This window comes from Nocardioides alpinus, assembly GCF_900112035.1.
Taxonomy (GTDB): Bacteria; Actinomycetota; Actinomycetes; order Propionibacteriales; family Nocardioidaceae; genus Nocardioides; species Nocardioides alpinus.
Genome location: NZ_FOKC01000004.1, coordinates 91,075 through 106,848, shown reverse-complemented (window position 1 = coordinate 106,848; position 15,774 = coordinate 91,075). Strand labels below are relative to the sequence as shown.

General features: G+C 68.0%; 25 protein-coding genes. 23 read left to right on the top strand and 2 right to left on the bottom strand.

Annotated elements, in window-relative coordinates; genetic code table 11:
- Window positions 1-2 precede the first annotated feature (2 nt).
- The 23 genes from rplD (at window position 3) to BM127_RS10250 (ending at window position 13,109) form a co-directional block, all read left to right on the top strand.
- A complete protein-coding gene (gene rplD / locus BM127_RS10360) occupies window positions 3-917 on the top strand; it encodes a 50S ribosomal protein L4, sunset domain variant (RefSeq protein WP_091198297.1) in 915 nt (304 codons plus the stop codon).
- Window positions 914-1,219, top strand: coding sequence for a 50S ribosomal protein L23 (rplW, locus tag BM127_RS10355; RefSeq protein WP_091198294.1), 306 nt, complete (start codon window positions 914-916; stop codon window positions 1,217-1,219). The genes rplD and rplW overlap by 4 nt, the downstream gene beginning before the upstream one ends.
- A 25-nt stretch (window positions 1,220-1,244) precedes the next feature.
- Window positions 1,245-2,081: a 50S ribosomal protein L2 gene (gene rplB / locus BM127_RS10350; protein WP_091198291.1), complete on the top strand. Its 837-nt coding sequence runs from the start codon at window positions 1,245-1,247 to the stop codon at window positions 2,079-2,081.
- A 5-nt stretch (window positions 2,082-2,086) separates the two neighbouring features.
- Window positions 2,087-2,368, top strand: a complete 282-nt coding sequence (gene rpsS, locus BM127_RS10345; protein WP_091109718.1) for a 30S ribosomal protein S19 — start codon at window positions 2,087-2,089, stop codon at window positions 2,366-2,368.
- A complete protein-coding gene (gene rplV, locus BM127_RS10340; protein ID WP_091198288.1) occupies window positions 2,365-2,823 on the top strand; it encodes a 50S ribosomal protein L22 in 459 nt (152 codons plus the stop codon). The genes rpsS and rplV overlap by 4 nt, the downstream gene beginning before the upstream one ends.
- Complete coding sequence (rpsC, locus tag BM127_RS10335; protein WP_091198286.1) at window positions 2,823-3,635, top strand: 30S ribosomal protein S3; 813 nt, start codon at window positions 2,823-2,825, stop codon at window positions 3,633-3,635. The genes rplV and rpsC overlap by 1 nt, the downstream gene beginning before the upstream one ends.
- 4 nt (window positions 3,636-3,639) lie before the next feature.
- The gene (gene rplP, locus BM127_RS10330) at window positions 3,640-4,059 is read left to right on the top strand and encodes a 50S ribosomal protein L16 (RefSeq protein WP_091198283.1); all 420 of its coding nucleotides are present in this window, start codon (window positions 3,640-3,642) and stop codon (window positions 4,057-4,059) included.
- Complete coding sequence (gene rpmC, locus BM127_RS10325; protein WP_157829543.1) at window positions 4,059-4,307, top strand: 50S ribosomal protein L29; 249 nt, start codon at window positions 4,059-4,061, stop codon at window positions 4,305-4,307. Before rplP ends, rpmC begins: the two co-directional genes overlap by 1 nt.
- On the top strand, window positions 4,304-4,573 hold the full coding sequence (gene rpsQ / locus BM127_RS10320) for a 30S ribosomal protein S17 (RefSeq protein WP_091198279.1): 270 nt from the start codon (window positions 4,304-4,306) through the stop codon (window positions 4,571-4,573). The genes rpmC and rpsQ overlap by 4 nt, the downstream gene beginning before the upstream one ends.
- 123 nt (window positions 4,574-4,696) lie before the next feature.
- Window positions 4,697-5,065 (top strand): 50S ribosomal protein L14, encoded by a 369-nt coding sequence (rplN, locus tag BM127_RS10315; protein WP_056599693.1) that lies wholly within the window; start codon window positions 4,697-4,699, stop codon window positions 5,063-5,065.
- A 3-nt stretch (window positions 5,066-5,068) separates the two neighbouring features.
- A complete protein-coding gene (gene rplX, locus BM127_RS10310; protein WP_091198277.1) occupies window positions 5,069-5,422 on the top strand; it encodes a 50S ribosomal protein L24 in 354 nt (117 codons plus the stop codon).
- A 1-nt stretch (window position 5,423) separates the two neighbouring features.
- A complete protein-coding gene (gene rplE, locus BM127_RS10305; protein ID WP_091198274.1) occupies window positions 5,424-5,990 on the top strand; it encodes a 50S ribosomal protein L5 in 567 nt (188 codons plus the stop codon).
- 1 nt (window position 5,991) lies between these two features.
- Window positions 5,992-6,177 carry a type Z 30S ribosomal protein S14 gene (locus tag BM127_RS10300; protein WP_056151931.1) on the top strand — a complete coding sequence of 62 codons (186 nt, stop codon included), beginning with the start codon at window positions 5,992-5,994 and terminating at the stop codon, window positions 6,175-6,177.
- 87 nt (window positions 6,178-6,264) lie between these two features.
- A complete protein-coding gene (gene rpsH, locus BM127_RS10295; RefSeq protein WP_091198271.1) occupies window positions 6,265-6,684 on the top strand; it encodes a 30S ribosomal protein S8 in 420 nt (139 codons plus the stop codon).
- Window positions 6,685-6,718: 34 nt separating this feature from the next.
- Complete coding sequence (rplF, locus tag BM127_RS10290; RefSeq protein ID WP_091198268.1) at window positions 6,719-7,261, top strand: 50S ribosomal protein L6; 543 nt, start codon at window positions 6,719-6,721, stop codon at window positions 7,259-7,261.
- 1 nt (window position 7,262) lies between these two features.
- Entirely contained in the window at window positions 7,263-7,646 is a 384-nt protein-coding gene (gene rplR / locus BM127_RS10285) for a 50S ribosomal protein L18 (protein ID WP_091198266.1), read from the top strand.
- 46 nt (window positions 7,647-7,692) lie between these two features.
- Window positions 7,693-8,313, top strand: a complete 621-nt coding sequence (rpsE, locus tag BM127_RS10280) for a 30S ribosomal protein S5 (protein ID WP_091198263.1) — start codon at window positions 7,693-7,695, stop codon at window positions 8,311-8,313.
- Entirely contained in the window at window positions 8,313-8,495 is a 183-nt protein-coding gene (rpmD, locus tag BM127_RS10275) for a 50S ribosomal protein L30 (protein WP_091198260.1), read from the top strand. Before rpsE ends, rpmD begins: the two co-directional genes overlap by 1 nt.
- A 1-nt stretch (window position 8,496) precedes the next feature.
- Window positions 8,497-8,937 (top strand): 50S ribosomal protein L15, encoded by a 441-nt coding sequence (gene rplO, locus BM127_RS10270; protein ID WP_091198257.1) that lies wholly within the window; start codon window positions 8,497-8,499, stop codon window positions 8,935-8,937.
- A gap of 202 nt (window positions 8,938-9,139) precedes the next feature.
- On the top strand, window positions 9,140-10,435 hold the full coding sequence (gene secY, locus BM127_RS10265) for a preprotein translocase subunit SecY (RefSeq protein ID WP_091198255.1): 1,296 nt from the start codon (window positions 9,140-9,142) through the stop codon (window positions 10,433-10,435).
- Window positions 10,436-11,011 (top strand): adenylate kinase, encoded by a 576-nt coding sequence (locus BM127_RS10260; protein WP_091198252.1) that lies wholly within the window; start codon window positions 10,436-10,438, stop codon window positions 11,009-11,011.
- Window positions 11,012-11,031: 20 nt separating this feature from the next.
- Window positions 11,032-11,856 (top strand): type I methionyl aminopeptidase, encoded by an 825-nt coding sequence (gene map / locus BM127_RS10255; RefSeq protein ID WP_091198249.1) that lies wholly within the window; start codon window positions 11,032-11,034, stop codon window positions 11,854-11,856.
- Between the two features lie 224 nt (window positions 11,857-12,080).
- On the top strand, window positions 12,081-13,109 hold the full coding sequence (locus BM127_RS10250; RefSeq protein WP_091198246.1) for a TerC family protein: 1,029 nt from the start codon (window positions 12,081-12,083) through the stop codon (window positions 13,107-13,109).
- Between the two features lie 56 nt (window positions 13,110-13,165).
- On the opposite strand, the gene BM127_RS10245 is transcribed toward BM127_RS10250, so the two are convergent.
- Window positions 13,166-14,584 (bottom strand): serine/threonine protein kinase, encoded by a 1,419-nt coding sequence (locus BM127_RS10245; RefSeq protein WP_091198242.1) that lies wholly within the window; start codon window positions 14,582-14,584, stop codon window positions 13,166-13,168.
- Window positions 14,581-15,765, bottom strand: a complete 1,185-nt coding sequence (locus BM127_RS10240) for an FHA domain-containing protein (RefSeq protein WP_157829542.1) — start codon at window positions 15,763-15,765, stop codon at window positions 14,581-14,583. Before BM127_RS10240 ends, BM127_RS10245 begins: the two co-directional genes overlap by 4 nt.
- Window positions 15,766-15,774 lie beyond the last annotated feature (9 nt).

Here is a 15,774-nt window from a genome sequence, read left to right as displayed (position 1 = left end):
GCATGGCTGTCAAGACCGTGAACGTGGATCTCCCCGCCGAGATCTTCGACGTCGAGACCAACATCCCGTTGATCCACCAGGTCGTCGTCGCGCAGCAGGCTGCTGCTCGCCAGGGCACGCACGCCACCAAGACCCGCGCCGACGTGCGCGGTGGTGGTCGCAAGCCCTACAAGCAGAAGGGCACCGGCCGCGCCCGTCAGGGCTCGACCCGCGCACCGCAGTTCGCCGGCGGTGGCATCGTCCACGGCCCGCAGCCGCGCAGCTACGACCAGCGCACCCCCAAGAAGATGAAGGCCGCCGCCCTGCGCGGTGCCCTCTCCGACCGGGCCCGCAACGGCCGCATCCACGTGGTCGACTCGCTGGTGTCGGGCGACAAGCCCTCCACCAAGTCGGCCCTGGCCTCGCTGATCTCGCTGACCGACCGCGTGGGCTACCTCGTGGTGCTCGAGCGCACCGACGCGATCACCTGGCTCTCGCTGCGCAACGCGCCCGAGGTCCACATCGTCGCCGTCGACCAGCTCAACACCTACGACGTGCTCAACGCCGACGACATCGTCTTCACCCAGGGTGCCTACGACGTCTTCGTCGGTGGCGCGTCCGCCCCGGCCAAGGCCGAGAAGCCTGCCGCCACGGAGAAGTCCGAGGTCAAGGCGTTCGCCGACGTCCCTGCCGCCGACGAGGCTGCGGCCGACGAGGCGCCGGCCCTGCCGAAGGGTGCGAAGGCTCCGCTGAAGAGCGGCAACGCGCCCAAGGGCTACGAGGTCAAGGGCAACGCCGACTCGGGCCTGTTCCACGAGCCCGACGGCCAGTGGTACGACGCCACCGAGGCGGAGTTCTGGTTCAAGAGTGCCGAGGACGCTGAGGCCGCTGGCTTCACGCGCGCCGGCGGCGCTTCCGCCAAGGAGGACGACAAGTGAGCACGCTGCACAAGGACCACCGCGACGTCCTGATCGCCCCGGTCGTGTCGGAGAAGAGCTACGGCCTGCTCGACGCCAACAAGTACACCTTCATCGTCCACCCGGACGCGAACAAGACCGAGATCAAGATCGCGGTCGAGAAGGTCTTCGACGTCAAGGTCACCTCGGTCAACACGATCAACCGCCAGGGCAAGACGCGTCGCACCAAGTACGGCTTGGGCAAGCGTCCCAACACCAAGCGCGCGATCGTCAGCCTCGCCGAGGGCCACCGCATCGACATCTTCGGAGGTCCGGTCTCCTGACCGGGCTCCTGACTAGGAACTGATTATGGCTATCCGCAAGTACAAGCCGACCACCCCGGGCCGCCGTGGCTCGTCGGTGGCCGACTTCGTCGAGATCACTCGGACCACGCCCGAGAAGTCGCTGACGCGCCCGCTGCCCAAGAACGGCGGCCGCAACAACCAGGGCCGCATCACCACCCGGCACAAGGGTGGCGGTCACAAGCGCGCGTACCGCATCATCGACTTCCGTCGCTACGACAAGGACGGCGTGCCGGCGAAGGTCGCTCACATCGAGTACGACCCCAACCGCACTGCCCGCATCGCGCTGCTGCACTACGCCGACGGCGAGAAGCGCTACATCGTGGCCCCCAAGGGTCTCGAGCAGGGCATCATGGTGGAGTCCGGCCCCAACGCCGACATCAAGCCCGGCAACAACCTCCCGCTGCGCAACATCCCGGTCGGTTCGACCATCCACTGCGTGGAGCTTCGTCCGGGCGGCGGCGCCAAGATCGCCCGCTCGGCCGGCAACTCCGCCCAGCTGGTGGCCCGCGAGGGAAGCCGCGCGACGCTCCGCATGCCTTCGGGCGAGATGCGCTTCGTCGACGTGCGCTGCCGCGCGACCATCGGCGAGGTCGGCAACGCCGAGCAGTCCAACATCAACTGGGGCAAGGCGGGCCGTATGCGGTGGAAGGGCGTTCGCCCGACCGTCCGCGGTGTCGTCATGAACCCGGTCGACCACCCGCACGGTGGTGGTGAGGGCAAGACGTCCGGTGGTCGTCACCCCGTCTCTCCCTGGGGCAAGCCCGAGGGCCGTACGCGCAAGCGCAAGGCCAGCGACTCCCAGATCATCCGTCGTCGCAAGTCCGGCAAGGGTAGGAAGTAACCGACATGCCTCGCAGCCTGAAGAAGGGCCCCTTCATCGATGACCACCTTCAGAAGAAGGTGGACGCCGAGAACGCGAAGGGCAGCCACAACGTCATCAAGACCTGGTCACGCCGGTCGATGATCGTGCCCGACATGATCGGTCACACCATCGCCGTGCACGACGGTCGCAAGCACGTCCCCGTCTTCGTGACCGACTCCATGGTCGGTCACAAGCTCGGGGAGTTCGCCCCCACCCGCACCTACCGCGGGCACGTCAAGGAAGACCGGAAGGGACGCCGTCGATGAGCACCACCGAGCGCAGCCGCACGAGTGCGCGCCGCAGCACGATGCTCGGCGACCAGCCGGGCGCGTACGCCAGCGCACGCTACGTGCGGATCACCCCGATGAAGGCCCGCCGTGTCGTCGACATGGTTCGCGGCCTCCAGGTCGACGAGGCCCTGACCCTGCTGCAGTTCGCGCCGCAGGCAGCCTCCGAGACCGTCTACAAGGTGCTGGAGAGCGCCGTCGCCAATGCCGAGACGACCGAGGGCCTCAACCGGGCCGACCTCGTGCTGTCCGTCGCGATGGTCGACGAGGGCCCGACGATGAAGCGTTGGCGTCCGCGTGCCCAGGGCCGGGCCACCCGCATCAACAAGCGCACGAGCCACATCACCCTCGCGGTGCAGCCGGCCGAGTTCGTCGCCAAGACGAGCAAGAACGGCAAGAACGGCCCCACCCACACGAACGGAAGGGGTGCCTGATGGGTCAGAAGATCAACCCCAACGGCTTCCGCCTGGGCATCTCCACCGACCACAAGAGTCGCTGGTACGCCGACAAGCTCTACAAGTCCTACGTCGGAGAGGACGTCGCGATCCGTCGTCTGCTCTCCAAGGGCATGGAGCGCGCCGGCATCTCCAAGGTCGAGATCGAGCGCACCCGTGACCGCGTCCGTGTGGACATCCACACCGCGCGTCCCGGCATCGTGATCGGTCGCCGTGGCGCCGAGGCCGACCGCATCCGCGGCGAGCTCGAGAAGCTCACCGGCAAGCAGGTCCAGCTCAACATCCTCGAGGTCAAGAACCCCGAGATCGACGCCCAGCTCGTCGCCCAGGGAGTTGCCGAGCAGCTCTCCGGTCGCGTGCAGTTCCGTCGTGCGATGAAGAAGGCCATGCAGACCTCGATGCGCTCCGGTGCCAAGGGCATCCGGATCCAGTGCTCGGGCCGCCTCAACGGCGCCGAGATGTCGCGTACGGAGTTCTACCGCGAGGGCCGCGTGCCCCTGCACACCCTCCGTGCCGACATCGACTACGGCTTCTACGAGGCCAAGACCACCTTCGGCCGCATCGGCGTGAAGGTCTGGATCTACAAGGGCGAGGTCGCCGGCACCCGTGCCGAGCGCCAGGCCCAGCAGGCTGCCCGCGCCGGTGCCCCCGGCCGCGGCGGTGGCCGTCCCACCAGCAACCGTGGCGCCGACCGCCCGAGCCGTGGCTCGCGCGGCGACCGCGCTCCTCGCGCCGAGGGCACTGACGCCCCGGCCGTCGAGGCAGCACCGAGCGCCGGACAGGAGGCCTGACCTCATGTTGATGCCCCGTCGCGTCAAGCACCGCAAGCAGCACCACCCCAAGCGCCGTGGCGCTGCCAAGGGCGGCACCTCGCTGGCCTTCGGTGAGTTCGGCATCCAGGCGGTCGAGGGTCACTACGTGACCAACCGACAGATCGAGTCGGCCCGTATCGCCATGACCCGTCACATCAAGCGTGGAGGGAAGGTGTGGATCAACATCTACCCCGACCGCCCGCTGACCAAGAAGCCTGCCGAGACCCGCATGGGTTCCGGTAAGGGTTCCCCCGAGTGGTGGGTTGCCAACGTCAAGCCCGGCCGCGTCATGTTCGAACTTTCCGGTGTCGACGAGGTCACTGCCCGCGAGGCCATGCGCCGCGCGATGCACAAGCTTCCGATGAAGTGCCGGTTCATCTCCCGAGAGGCCGGTGAATTCTGATGGCTGCCACCAAGCTGAACGCCCACGAGCTCGACGAGCTCAACGCCACCGACCTGGAGGCGAAGCTGCGCGAGGCCAAGGAGGAGCTTTTCAACCTCCGGTTCCAGGCGGCCACCGGCCAGCTGGACAGCCACGGCCGACTCCGCGTGGTCAAGAAGGACATCGCCCGTATCTACACGGTGGTGCGCGAGCGCGAGCTCGGCATCCGCACCACCCCGGGCGCGAACACTGAAGAGGCGAAGGCATGACCGAGAACGCAATCGAGCGCAACCAGCGCAAGACCCGCGAGGGCCTTGTCGTGAGCGACAAGATGGACAAGACCATCGTCGTCGCTGTCGAGGACCGCGTGAAGCACGCGCTCTACGGCAAGGTGCTGCGCAAGACGTCCCGCCTGAAGGCGCACGACGAGACCAACCAGTGCGGCATCGGCGACCGGGTCATCATCATGGAGACCCGTCCGCTGTCGGCCACCAAGCGCTGGCGCCTCGTCGAGGTCCTCGAAAAGGCCAAGTGAGCCGTTGCTGAGGTGAGCGCTGCTCGCCCCGCCCGGTCCCACAGACTCAAGAAACCCCACTAGTTCGGCCAGGCTCCCACCCCGCGAGGGTGTGAGAACCAGCTCGACAACCAGGAGAAACCAATGATCCAGCAGGAGTCGCGACTCAAGGTCGCCGACAACACCGGTGCGAAGGAAATCCTCTGCATCCGTGTTCTCGGTGGCTCTGGGCGTCGCTACGCCGGCATCGGTGACGTCATCGTCGCCACCGTCAAGGACGCGATCCCCGGTGGCAACGTCAAGAAGGGCGACGTCGTCAAGGCCGTGGTCGTACGCACCGTCAAGGAGCGTCGCCGCGCCGACGGTTCCTACATCCGCTTCGACGAGAACGCCGCCGTCATCCTCAAGAACGACGGTGAGCCCCGTGGCACGCGCATCTTCGGCCCCGTCGGCCGCGAACTGCGCGAGAAGCGCTTCATGAAGATCATCTCGCTCGCCCCGGAGGTGTTGTGAGAGATGGGTAAGCACATGAACATCAAGAAGGGCGACACCGTCAAGGTGATCGCTGGCAAGGACAAGGGTGCCCAGGGCAAGGTCATCTCGGTGCTCCGCGAGGAGGACCGGGTGATCGTCGAGGGAGTGAACCTCGTCAAGCGCCACACCAAGTCCGTGCAGCAGACCGGCACGACCGGCGGCATCATCACGCGTGAGGCCCCGATCCACGTCTCGAACGTGATGCTCGTCGAGGGTGACACCGTCACCCGCGTCAGCTTCCGTCGCGACGAGGTCACCAAGCGCCGTCCCGACGGCTCGACGTACGCCGCCAGCCGCTCGGTCCGCGTGTCCCGCAAGACCGGCAAGGAGATCTGAGATGGCCGAGACCCAGACCACCGAGATCCCGCGTCTCAAGGCGCGCTACCGCGAGGAGATCCTCCCCGCGCTGCGCACCGAGTTCGACATCGCCAACGTCATGCAGGTGCCCGGCCTGACCAAGATCGTGGTCAACATGGGTGTCGGCGAGGCTGCTCGCGACGCCAAGCTCATCGACGGCGCCATCCGCGACCTCACCGCGATCACCGGCCAGAAGCCGGCCGTGACCAAGGCCCGCAAGTCCATCGCGCAGTTCAAGCTGCGTGAGGGCATGCCGATCGGCTGCCACGTCACGCTGCGCGGTGACCGCATGTGGGAGTTCCTGGACCGGCTGCTCTCGCTGGCCCTGCCCCGCATCCGCGACTTCCGCGGCCTCTCGCCCAAGCAGTTCGACGGGCGTGGCAACTACACCTTCGGTCTCACCGAGCAGGTCATGTTCCACGAGATCAACCAGGACAAGATCGACCGGTCGCGCGGTATGGACATCACCATCGTGACCACCGCCACCAACGACGACGAGGGCCGCGCGCTGCTGAAGCAGCTCGGGTTCCCGTTCAAGGAGAACTGACATGGCGAAGACTGCGCTCAAGGTCAAGGCCGCACGCAAGCCGAAGTTCGCTGTCCGCGGCTACACCCGCTGCCAGCGCTGCGGCCGTCCGAAGTCCGTCTACCGCAAGTTCGGCCTGTGCCGTATCTGCCTGCGGGAGATGGCCCACCGCGGCGAGCTTCCCGGTGTCACCAAGTCCTCTTGGTGAACCCAGTCTCCTTGCTCACCACCTCAACACGTTGAAGGTCGGACCGGCCGCGAGCCGTTCGAAACCACGACGAGAAAGAACCACATCATGACGATGACTGACCCGATCGCAGACATGCTCACTCGTCTGCGCAACGCCAACCAGGCGTACCACGACGTGGTGTCGATGCCTTACAGCAAGATGAAGGCCGGCCTCGCTGAGATCCTCAAGCAGGAGGGCTACATCACCTCCTACGACGTCGCGGACAACCTCTCCTCCGAGGGCGAGCCCGCCGTCGGCAAGACGCTGACCGTCACGCTCAAGTACGGCCGCAACCGGGAGCGCTCGATCGCGGGAGTTCGCCGCATCAGCAAGCCCGGTCTGCGCGTCTACGCCAAGAGCACCCACCTGCCCAAGGTCCTCGGTGGACTCGGCGTCGCGATCATCTCGACGTCGCAGGGACTGCTGACCGACCGCCAGGCGAACCAGAAGGGCGTGGGCGGAGAAGTCCTCGCCTACGTCTGGTGACCCGGACCAACTGAGACCAGGAAGAGAGAGAAGCATGTCGCGCATTGGCAAGCTCCCCATCGCGGTCCCGTCCGGTGTCGACGTCGCGATCGACCAGTCGCTGGTGACCGTCAAGGGCCCCAAGGGCACCCTGTCGCACACCATCGCTGCGCCGATCACGGTCGCCAAGGGCGAGGACGGCATCCTCGAGGTTCAGCGTCCCGACGACGAGCGCAACAGCCGCTCGCTCCACGGCCTGACCCGCACGCTCATCCACAACATGGTGGTGGGTGTGACCGAGGGTTACGAGAAGAAGCTCGAGATCGTGGGCGTGGGTTACCGCGTCCTCCCCAAGGGGCCGACGCAGCTGGAGTTCCAGCTCGGCTACTCGCACCCCATCATCTTCGACGCCCCCGAGGGCATCACCTTCAGCGTCGAGGGCCCGACCAAGCTCGGCGTCGTCGGCATCGACAAGCAGCTTGTCGGCGAGGTTGCGGCCAAGATCCGCAAGCTGCGCAAGCCCGAGCCCTACAAGGGCAAGGGCGTGCGTTACTCCGGCGAGCACATCCGCCGCAAGGTCGGAAAGGCCGGTAAGTGACATGGCTATCTCGCTGAGCAACAACAAGCACACCGCCACGCGCGTACGTGCACGGCTGCGCCGTCAGGCGCGCGGCCGCAAGCGGATCAACGGTACGACCGAGCGCCCGCGCCTGGTCGTGACGCGATCGGCTCGCCACATCACCGTGCAGGTCGTCGACGACCTCCACGGCACCACCCTGGCGTACGCCTCCTCCATGGAGTCCGACGTCCGCACCGCGGGTGGCGACAAGTCCACGCAGGCCAAGAAGGTCGGCGAGCTGGTTGCTTCGCGTGCCAAGGCCGCGGGGATCGAGGACGTTGTCTTCGACCGCGCCGGCAACAAGTACCACGGCCGCATCGCGGCCCTCGCCGATGCCGCCCGGGAGGGCGGATTGTCCTTCTGATCGCTCATCGCGACCAGAGAGAGAACTTAGATATGGAGCACATCTCATGAGCGGAGCCCAGCGCGGACAGCGCAGCGGTGGCTCGGGCGACCGTCGCGGACGCGACAATGGTCGGGGTCAGGCCGAGAAGTCTGTCTACATCGAGCGAGTCGTGGCGATCAACCGTGTCGCGAAGGTCGTGAAGGGTGGACGTCGCTTCAGCTTCACCGCCCTCGTGATCGTCGGTGACGGTGACGGCCTGGTCGGCGTCGGCTACGGCAAGGCCAAGGAAGTTCCCGCGGCGATCGCCAAGGGTGTCGAGGAGGCCAAGAAGCACTTCTTCAAGGTCCCCCGCATCCAGGGCACCATCCCGCACCCGGTCCAGGGCGAGAAGGCCGCAGGCGTCGTCCTGCTGCGTCCCGCCGCCCCCGGTACCGGTGTGATCGCCGGTGGTCCGGTGCGCGCGGTCCTCGAGTGCGCCGGCATCCACGACGTCCTGAGCAAGTCGCTCGGCTCGTCCAACCAGATCAACATCGTCCACGCGACGGTCGAGGCCCTTCGGATGCTCGAGGAGCCCGAGCAGGTCGCGGCCCGTCGCGGCATGCGGGTCGAGGACGTCACCCCGGCAGCGCTGCTGAAGGCGCGCGCCGAGGGTCAGCTCGAGGCGACGGCGGGAGGGCAGCAGTAATGGCCCAGCTCAAGGTCCAGCAGAAGCGCGGCCTGGTCGGCCTCAAGGCCAACCAGCGCGACACGCTGCGCTCGCTCGGTCTCAAGCGGATCGGCGACGTCGTCGTGAAGGAAGACCGCCCGGAGATCCGGGGCATGATCAACACTGTCCGTCACCTGGTGACGTTCGAGGAGGTGGAGTGACATGACGCTCAAGCTGCACCACTTGCGTCCCGCTCCGGGAGCCAAGACCGCCAAGACCCGCGTGGGTCGTGGTGAGGGCTCCAAGGGCAAGACCGCCGGCCGTGGCACCAAGGGCACCAAGGCGCGCTACCAGGTTCCGGTCGCCTTCGAGGGTGGCCAGATGCCGATCCACATGCGCCTGCCCAAGCTGAAGGGCTTCAAGAACCCCTTCCGCGTGGAGTTCCAGGTCGTCAACCTCGACCGCCTCGGGGAGCTCTTCCCCGACGGTGGCGCCGTGACCGTCTCCGACCTCGTGGCCAAGGGTGCCGTCCGCAAGGGCCAGCCCGTCAAGGTCCTGGGCCAGGGCGACATCTCGGTGGCCGTCCAGGTCAGCGTCGACGCGTTCTCGACGTCCGCCAAGCAGAAGATCGAGGCCGCGGGTGGCACCGCGACCGTGGCCTGAGGGTCACCATCGCTCCAACCGGTGAAGGCCTGGCCGCACAGTGGGAACTGTCGGCCGGGCCTTTGTCGTTCTCCCCTTGTGTGACCGGGGAAGCGAGTCAGACCCCGACTGTTAGGCTTCCCCGGGCTCTTCGCCGTACAACGGCGAGGGTCTCTCGTCCGCCCGCCGATCCTGGCTGGGCACCCTTACGAAAGAGGAACCTGTGCTAGGCGCGTTCGCCAACGCTTTCCGGACGCCGGACCTGCGGCGCAAGCTGCTGTTCGTGCTGCTGGTCATCGCGATCTTCCGGCTCGGCTCCCAGGTGCCCACTCCGGGTGTCAACGTGGCCAACGTCCAGTCGTGCATCGCCCAGCTGGAGGAGGGTGGGCTCTACAGCCTGATCAACCTCTTCTCGGGCGGCGCGCTGCTCCAGCTGACCATCTTCGCGCTCGGGATCATGCCGTACATCACGGCCTCCATCATCCTGCAGCTGCTCGTCGTGGTGATCCCACGGCTCGAGGCGCTGAAGAAGGAGGGCCAGGCCGGCCAGGCGAAGATCACCCAGTACACGCGCTACCTCACGCTGGGCCTTGCGGTCCTGCAGGCGACCGGCATCGTGGCCCTGGCCCGCAACAAGGCGCTGCTGCAGGGCTGCTCGCTCGACCTGCTCCACGACAACAGCACCTCGACGTTCCTCGTCATGGTCATCACCATGACCGCCGGCACCGCCGTCATCATGTGGCTCGGTGAGCTCATCACCGACCGCGGCATCGGCAACGGCATGTCGATCCTCATCTTCACCCAGGTCGTCGCCACCTTCCCGGCCGCGCTCTGGAGCGTCCAGACCTCCCAGGGCTGGGTCGTCTTCGGCATCGTGATGGTCATCGGCCTGATGCTCGTCGCGGCGGTCATCTTCATCGAGCAGGCCCAGCGCCGCGTCCCGGTGCAGTACGCCCGCCGCATGGTCGGGCGCAAGATGTTCGGCGGCAACTCCACCTACATCCCGCTCAAGGTCAACCAGGCCGGCATCATCCCGGTCATCTTCGCCTCGTCGCTGCTCTACCTGCCGGCGATGGCGGTGCAGTTCAACCCCGAGAGCACCAACCCGGTGCTGGACTTCATCGGCACCTACCTCGTGGGCGGCGACCACCCGCTCTACATGATCATGTACTTCCTGCTGATCATCTTCTTCACGTACTTCTACGTCTCGATCACCTTCAACCCTGTCGAGGTGGCGGACAACATGAAGAAGTACGGCGGCTTCATCCCCGGGATCCGGGCGGGCAAGCCGACCGAGGACTACCTGTCCTACGTCCTGTCCCGCATCACGTTCCCTGGAGCTCTCTACCTCGGTCTGATCTCGCTCGTCCCGCTCATCGCCTTCGCGTTGATCGAGGCCAGCCAGAACTTCCCGTTCGGTGGCACGTCCATCCTCATCATGGTCGGCGTTGCGCTCGACACCGTGAAGCAGATCGAGAGCCAGCTCCAGCAGCGCAACTACGAAGGATTCCTCAAGTAGATGAGACTCATCCTCATGGGCCCTCCCGGGGCCGGCAAGGGCACGCAGGCCCGCTACGTGGCTGACCACTTCGGTGTCCCGGCGATCTCCACCGGGGACATCTTCCGTGCCAACGTCTCGCAGGGCACGCCGCTCGGCGTCGAGGCCAAGCGCTACATGGACGCCGGCGAGTACGTTCCCGACGAGGTCACCAACCTGATGGTGCGCAACCGCATCGACGAGGACGACGCCGCTCCCGGCTTCCTGCTGGACGGCTACCCCCGCACCTTGGCGCAGGTCACCGAGCTCGACGGCATGATCGAGTTCACCGGTCACCGGCTCGACGCCGTCGTGGTCCTGACGGTCGACTCCGAGGAGCTCGTCCAGCGCCTGCTCCAGCGGGCCCAGACCGACGGCCGCGCCGACGACACCGAGGACGTCATCCGCCGCCGGCAGGAGATCTACCTCGAGCAGACCGAGCCGCTGATCGGGGTCTACCGCGAGCGCGGCATCCTCGTCGAGGTGGACGGGATGGGTGAGGTCGACGACGTGACCGCCCGGATCTTCGCTGCGCTCGACGAGATCCCGCAGAGCTGACCCGAGCAGGACTGGCACCCATGGGTTTCCGCGACCGCGGGCTCGAGATCAAGACCGCCGAGCAGATCGACAAGATGCGGGTCGCCGGGCGGCTGGTGGGGGAGACCCTCGAGCTGCTCCGTGCTGCCGCCGCACCCGGCGTGACGACCCAGGACCTCGACACGCTCGCGGAGGCCAACATCCGCGACCACGGTGGCATCCCGTCGTTCAAGGGCTACAGCCAGCCGCCGTTCCCGGCCACGATCTGCGCCTCGGTCAACCACGAGGTCGTGCACGGCATCCCCGGACCGCGCGTGCTGGCCGAGGGTGACGTGGTCTCCATCGACTGCGGAGCGATCGTCGACGGATGGCACGGCGACGCGGCCATCACGGTGCCGATCGGCGAGGTGCCCGACGAGGTGACCGAGCTCCTGCGGGTCACCGAGGAGTCGCTGTGGCGCGGGATGGTGGCCGCCCGTCTCGGTGGTCGGGTCACCGACATCAGCCACGCCATCGAGACCTACGTCCGCGCGCAGGGCCGCTACGGCATCCTCGAGGACTACACCGGTCACGGCATCGGCACCGAGATGCACATGGCCCCCAACGTCCCCAACTACGGCCGACGGGGTCGCGGACCCGCCATCGTCGAGGGCCTCGCGCTGGCCGTGGAGCCGATGGTGACCCTGGGCAGCAAGCACACCGACCTCCTCGAGGACGAGTGGACGGTGGCCACCGTGGACGGGTCGATGGCCGCGCACTTCGAGCACACCTTCACCGTCACCCCGCAGGGCGCGTGGGTGCTCACCGCCGTCGACGGGGGCGCCTCCCGACTGGCCGAGCTCGGCGTCCCATTCGGCGGACGCTGAGCCGGCGATTTCACGTGCTCCCGGGCGCTCGTGGAACACTGTCGGACCAGGAGGGGAGTATTCCCCCGTAGTGGTGTCGTCATCACGGTGCACGCGCGAGCGAGTGCCCGGTGCCACTGGTTCGCCGCTCGCTGGTTCGACCGGGGCGCGCGAGCGGAAGAGACCTCCGGAGTCCGCGCGCTGCGCGGGTCACCGAACTCGACCCCATCCCTAGGAGCAACAGCGTGGACGTCCCCACCTGGGTCTGGATCGCCACTGCTGTGGTGACCATCGCCATCTTCACCTTCGACCTCGCCGTGGTCGGCCGCCGGCCCCACGAGCCGAGCATGAAGGAGTGCGCGACCTACCTCTCGATCTACGTCGGTCTGGCAGTGATCTTCGGCCTCGGCGTCTGGTACACCTCGGGCGGCACCTACGCCCTGGAGTTCTACTCCGGCTGGCTGGTGGAGTACTCGCTGTCCATCGACAACCTCTTCATCTTCATCATCATCATGGCCAAGTTCGCCGTGCCGCGGGAGCTGCAGCAGTACGCCCTGATGATCGGCATCGTGATGGCGCTGGTCATGCGCGCGATCTTCATCGCCGTCGGCGCGGCCGCGATCAGCAACTTCAGCTGGATCTTCTACCTCTTCGGCCTGTTCCTGGTCTACACGGCCTTCAAGCTGGCCAAGGAGGGCAGCGAGGACGAGGACGACGAGTTCGAGGAGAACAAGCTCGTCGCCTTCATCGAGCGTCGCTTCCCCGCCACGTCGGAGTGGCACGGCAAGGCGCTGTTCACCCACGACGCCGGCAAGCGGATGATCACCCCGATGTTCATCGTGATCATCACGCTGGGCACGACCGACCTGCTGTTCGCGCTCGACTCGATCCCCGCGATCTTCGGCATCACCAAGGAGCCCTACCTGGTGCTCACGGCCAACATCTTCGCGCTGATGGGCCTGCGCCAGCTCTACTTCCTCATCGGTGGGCTGCTCCAGCGCCTGATCTACCTGTCCTACGGCCTGGCGTTCCTGCTGGCCTTCATCGGCGTGAAGCTGTTCTTCCACGCCCTGCACGAGAACGAGCTGCCCTTCATCAACGGTGGCGAGCACCTCGACTACGCCTGGCTCGAGATCCCGATCTGGCTCTCGCTGGTGGTCATCCTGGCCACGCTGGTCATCACCGCGGTGCTCTCGCTGTGGGCCTCGAGCCGGATGACGGCCAAGGAGCAGGACGCCGCCACCGGCCCGCGTCGCGACTGGGAAGACGACTGAGGCGATCCCGCCCCGCACACGCAGCCGACGAGTGCGTCAGCTGATCGCCGCCGCGATCAGGTGACGCACTCGTTCGCGGTGGGGGAGTTGTCGGCCCCGCGGGTCATCCGCAGGTCGAGGCAGACCGGTGCGTCGGTGCGGACGAGGAGCTGCTCGTCGGTCGTGCTGCCGTAGTCGTCGGTGTCGTCGCGGTGGTAGCTGAAGCTGTCGCCGGGCTCGATGGGGACAGGCGCGTTCCACTCGAACAGCACCCCCCGTGCCGTACGACGGCCCGTGAGGGTCGGCGCCTCGGTCAGCACGTCGGGGACGAGGTCGTCGGGGACCTGCGACTCGGTCGGGACCACGACGCCGGGGTCCTCCCCGCGGCCGTCGCCGCGGACGACGAGGAAGCCGACGAGCAGGGCCAGCACCGCGGCGCCGATCCCGGCCCAGACCAGGGCGGAGACCCCACCGGACTCGTCCTCGTCGTCGCCGGACGCCGGGGACACGTCCTGCGGAGCGATCCGCCGTGGGCCGCTCGCCGAGATGACGGTCACCGGCTTCATCGCGGTGGCGTCCTCGGGCGGCTCGGGGTGGACAGTGGCGTCGGGAGCCGACACCGAGGCGTCGGGCCGGTCGCCCTCGACGGCCACGGACGTACGGGCCCACCCGGCAGCCGACTCGATGCGCTGGAGGGCGCGGGCGAGCTCGAGCGCGCTCCCGGGTCGGTGCTCGGGCCGCTTGGCGAGGCACTGCTGGAGGAGCCGGTCGAGTGCCGGCGGCACGTCAGGCCGCTGCGTGGCCGGGGGAGCCGCGTGCAGGATGCGCGCACTGATCGCCCGCGTCGAGTTGTCCCCGGACGGGATCGAGAAGGGGGAGCGGCCCACCAGCAGGTGCCAGATCGTGGCGCCGAGCGAGTAGACGTCGGAGGCCACCGAGCCGTTGGACCGTCCGTCGAGGAGCTCCGGCGGCGACCACGGGTAGGAGATGCGGACGTCGTTGTCGCCCTCGACCTCGGACATGTGGCCCGCGATGCCGAAGTCGGTCAGGGCGGGCTCGTGGTAGGTCGTGACGAGCACGTTGCTGGGCTTGATGTCGCGGTGCAGGATCCCGGAGCGGTGGGCGGTCTCGATGGCGCTGGCCAGCTTGATCCCGGTCGAGACGGCGTCGACGGGGGCCATCGGGTTGGAGCGGACCCGGATGCCGAGGTCCGGCGGCGGGCAGTAGCGCATGACCAGGAAGGGCCGTCCGCCCTCCGCGGTGACCCCGGCCGTGATCACCGAGACGATGTAGGGGTGGTCGGCCAGCCGTGCCATCGAGTTGGCCTCGGCGGTGAACAGGTACTTCTCACGGTCGGTGAGCGGGACGTCCGGTCGTACGACCTTGACCGCGACCCGCTGGCGCGGCCACTGCTGCTCGTAGAGGAAGACGTCGGCGAAGCCGCCGCTGCCCAGGTGCTCGATGAACGCGAACCCGGGGATGACCGGGGCGCTCACCGGGCAACAGCTCCCGTCTCGAATCTGACGGCGTAGACCTGGGCCATGTCGAGCACCGTTCCGGGTTCGAGGACGTAGGCGTCGTTGGGTCGCATCCGCTGCGGATCGCGACCGGGAAGGGCGATGGTCGTACCGCCTCGGCTGTCGAGGTCGCGAGCGACCACGTCCCAGCCGTCGAGCTCGACGTGGAGGTGTCGTCGCGAGACGAAGGAGTGGTCGGCCGGCAGGTGCACGAGGTGCGGCCAGTCGGTGCTGCCCTCGGCCGGGGCGGGCTTGCGGCCCAGGATCACCCCCCGATCCAGGGGGACGACCTCACCCGTCGGCAGCCGCAGCCCGCCGAGGGACGGCCGGTCCACCCGTCGCGGCTCCTGCGGCGCGACCCGCTGGTGGCAGACGCGGCACTGCGGGGCGACCGGCGGCGTGAGGTGGCCGAGCGGACAGCTGACCGCCAGGACGGTGGGGGACGTGCTCTGCGCCAGGTGTGCAGGACGGAAGGTGGTCGACCCGTCGTGGTCGTCGACGTCGTGCGACCCGGGCGCGTCGTGCGGCGCCGAGGACGGCCGGATCGTGGTGCGCGCCCCCTCCTCGATCCGCTCCATCAGCAGCGGGTCGGGCTCGGAGGTGTCGGTGAGCGAACCGGTGTCCTCTGCCACAGGACGGCGGATCCGGGTGCGCGGGGGCGGGCCGTCGGGCCCCTTCGCGGCCAGGATGGCCGCAGGGATGCCGTCGATCACGGCCGCCGACGGCGCGGGCGCCTCGACCTCCCGGGTGTGCGGCGTCGGGGCTACCTTCGCGGACATGGGCCTGAGCTCCACGCGGGCGGCGCCGACGACGCCGCCGACGAGGCGGCGGGAGGGGGCGGGCTGGTCGGCGGCGGTGCCGCCGTCGAGGCTGAGCACCCGGCCGGGACCGGCGAGGCGCACGTGGCCGGCGCCGCGGGACAGTGTCGTGGACGCACCGGACGTGAAGTCGACCAGGGCCAGGCCCGGCGGGTCGCCGGCGAAGGCCCGTTCCACGACCGCGAGCACCCGCTCGGCCACGGTCGAGCCCGAGGGTGCGGTCGTCGACAGGACGTCCCAGAGCTCCTGGACGACCTGCTCATCGGCCGGATCCGTCAGCAGCACCCAGTGCGCGCCACTGCCGAGAAGTACGCCATCCCCACTGGCGTACCGCGCTTCCACGATCAACGT

What these genes read in the sequence shown, in the direction of transcription:
- rplD (WP_091198297.1), top strand. Translation starts at nt 3, where the DNA reads ATGGCTGTCAAGACCGTGAACGTGGATCTCCCCGCCGAGATCTTCGAC.
- rplB (WP_091198291.1), top strand. Translation starts at nt 1,245, where the DNA reads ATGGCTATCCGCAAGTACAAGCCGACCACCCCGGGCCGCCGTGGCTCG.
- rpsS (WP_091109718.1), top strand. Translation starts at nt 2,087, where the DNA reads ATGCCTCGCAGCCTGAAGAAGGGCCCCTTCATCGATGACCACCTTCAG.
- rplV (WP_091198288.1), top strand. Translation starts at nt 2,365, where the DNA reads ATGAGCACCACCGAGCGCAGCCGCACGAGTGCGCGCCGCAGCACGATG.
- rpsC (WP_091198286.1), top strand. Translation starts at nt 2,823, where the DNA reads ATGGGTCAGAAGATCAACCCCAACGGCTTCCGCCTGGGCATCTCCACC.
- rplP (WP_091198283.1), top strand. Translation starts at nt 3,640, where the DNA reads ATGTTGATGCCCCGTCGCGTCAAGCACCGCAAGCAGCACCACCCCAAG.
- rpmC (WP_157829543.1), top strand. Translation starts at nt 4,059, where the DNA reads ATGGCTGCCACCAAGCTGAACGCCCACGAGCTCGACGAGCTCAACGCC.
- rpsQ (WP_091198279.1), top strand. Translation starts at nt 4,304, where the DNA reads ATGACCGAGAACGCAATCGAGCGCAACCAGCGCAAGACCCGCGAGGGC.
- rplN (WP_056599693.1), top strand. Translation starts at nt 4,697, where the DNA reads ATGATCCAGCAGGAGTCGCGACTCAAGGTCGCCGACAACACCGGTGCG.
- rplX (WP_091198277.1), top strand. Translation starts at nt 5,069, where the DNA reads ATGGGTAAGCACATGAACATCAAGAAGGGCGACACCGTCAAGGTGATC.
- rplE (WP_091198274.1), top strand. Translation starts at nt 5,424, where the DNA reads ATGGCCGAGACCCAGACCACCGAGATCCCGCGTCTCAAGGCGCGCTAC.
- BM127_RS10300 (WP_056151931.1), top strand. Translation starts at nt 5,992, where the DNA reads ATGGCGAAGACTGCGCTCAAGGTCAAGGCCGCACGCAAGCCGAAGTTC.
- rpsH (WP_091198271.1), top strand. Translation starts at nt 6,265, where the DNA reads ATGACGATGACTGACCCGATCGCAGACATGCTCACTCGTCTGCGCAAC.
- rplF (WP_091198268.1), top strand. Translation starts at nt 6,719, where the DNA reads ATGTCGCGCATTGGCAAGCTCCCCATCGCGGTCCCGTCCGGTGTCGAC.
- rplR (WP_091198266.1), top strand. Translation starts at nt 7,263, where the DNA reads ATGGCTATCTCGCTGAGCAACAACAAGCACACCGCCACGCGCGTACGT.
- rpsE (WP_091198263.1), top strand. Translation starts at nt 7,693, where the DNA reads ATGAGCGGAGCCCAGCGCGGACAGCGCAGCGGTGGCTCGGGCGACCGT.
- rpmD (WP_091198260.1), top strand. Translation starts at nt 8,313, where the DNA reads ATGGCCCAGCTCAAGGTCCAGCAGAAGCGCGGCCTGGTCGGCCTCAAG.
- rplO (WP_091198257.1), top strand. Translation starts at nt 8,497, where the DNA reads ATGACGCTCAAGCTGCACCACTTGCGTCCCGCTCCGGGAGCCAAGACC.
- BM127_RS10260 (WP_091198252.1), top strand. Translation starts at nt 10,436, where the DNA reads ATGAGACTCATCCTCATGGGCCCTCCCGGGGCCGGCAAGGGCACGCAG.
- map (WP_091198249.1), top strand. Translation starts at nt 11,032, where the DNA reads ATGGGTTTCCGCGACCGCGGGCTCGAGATCAAGACCGCCGAGCAGATC.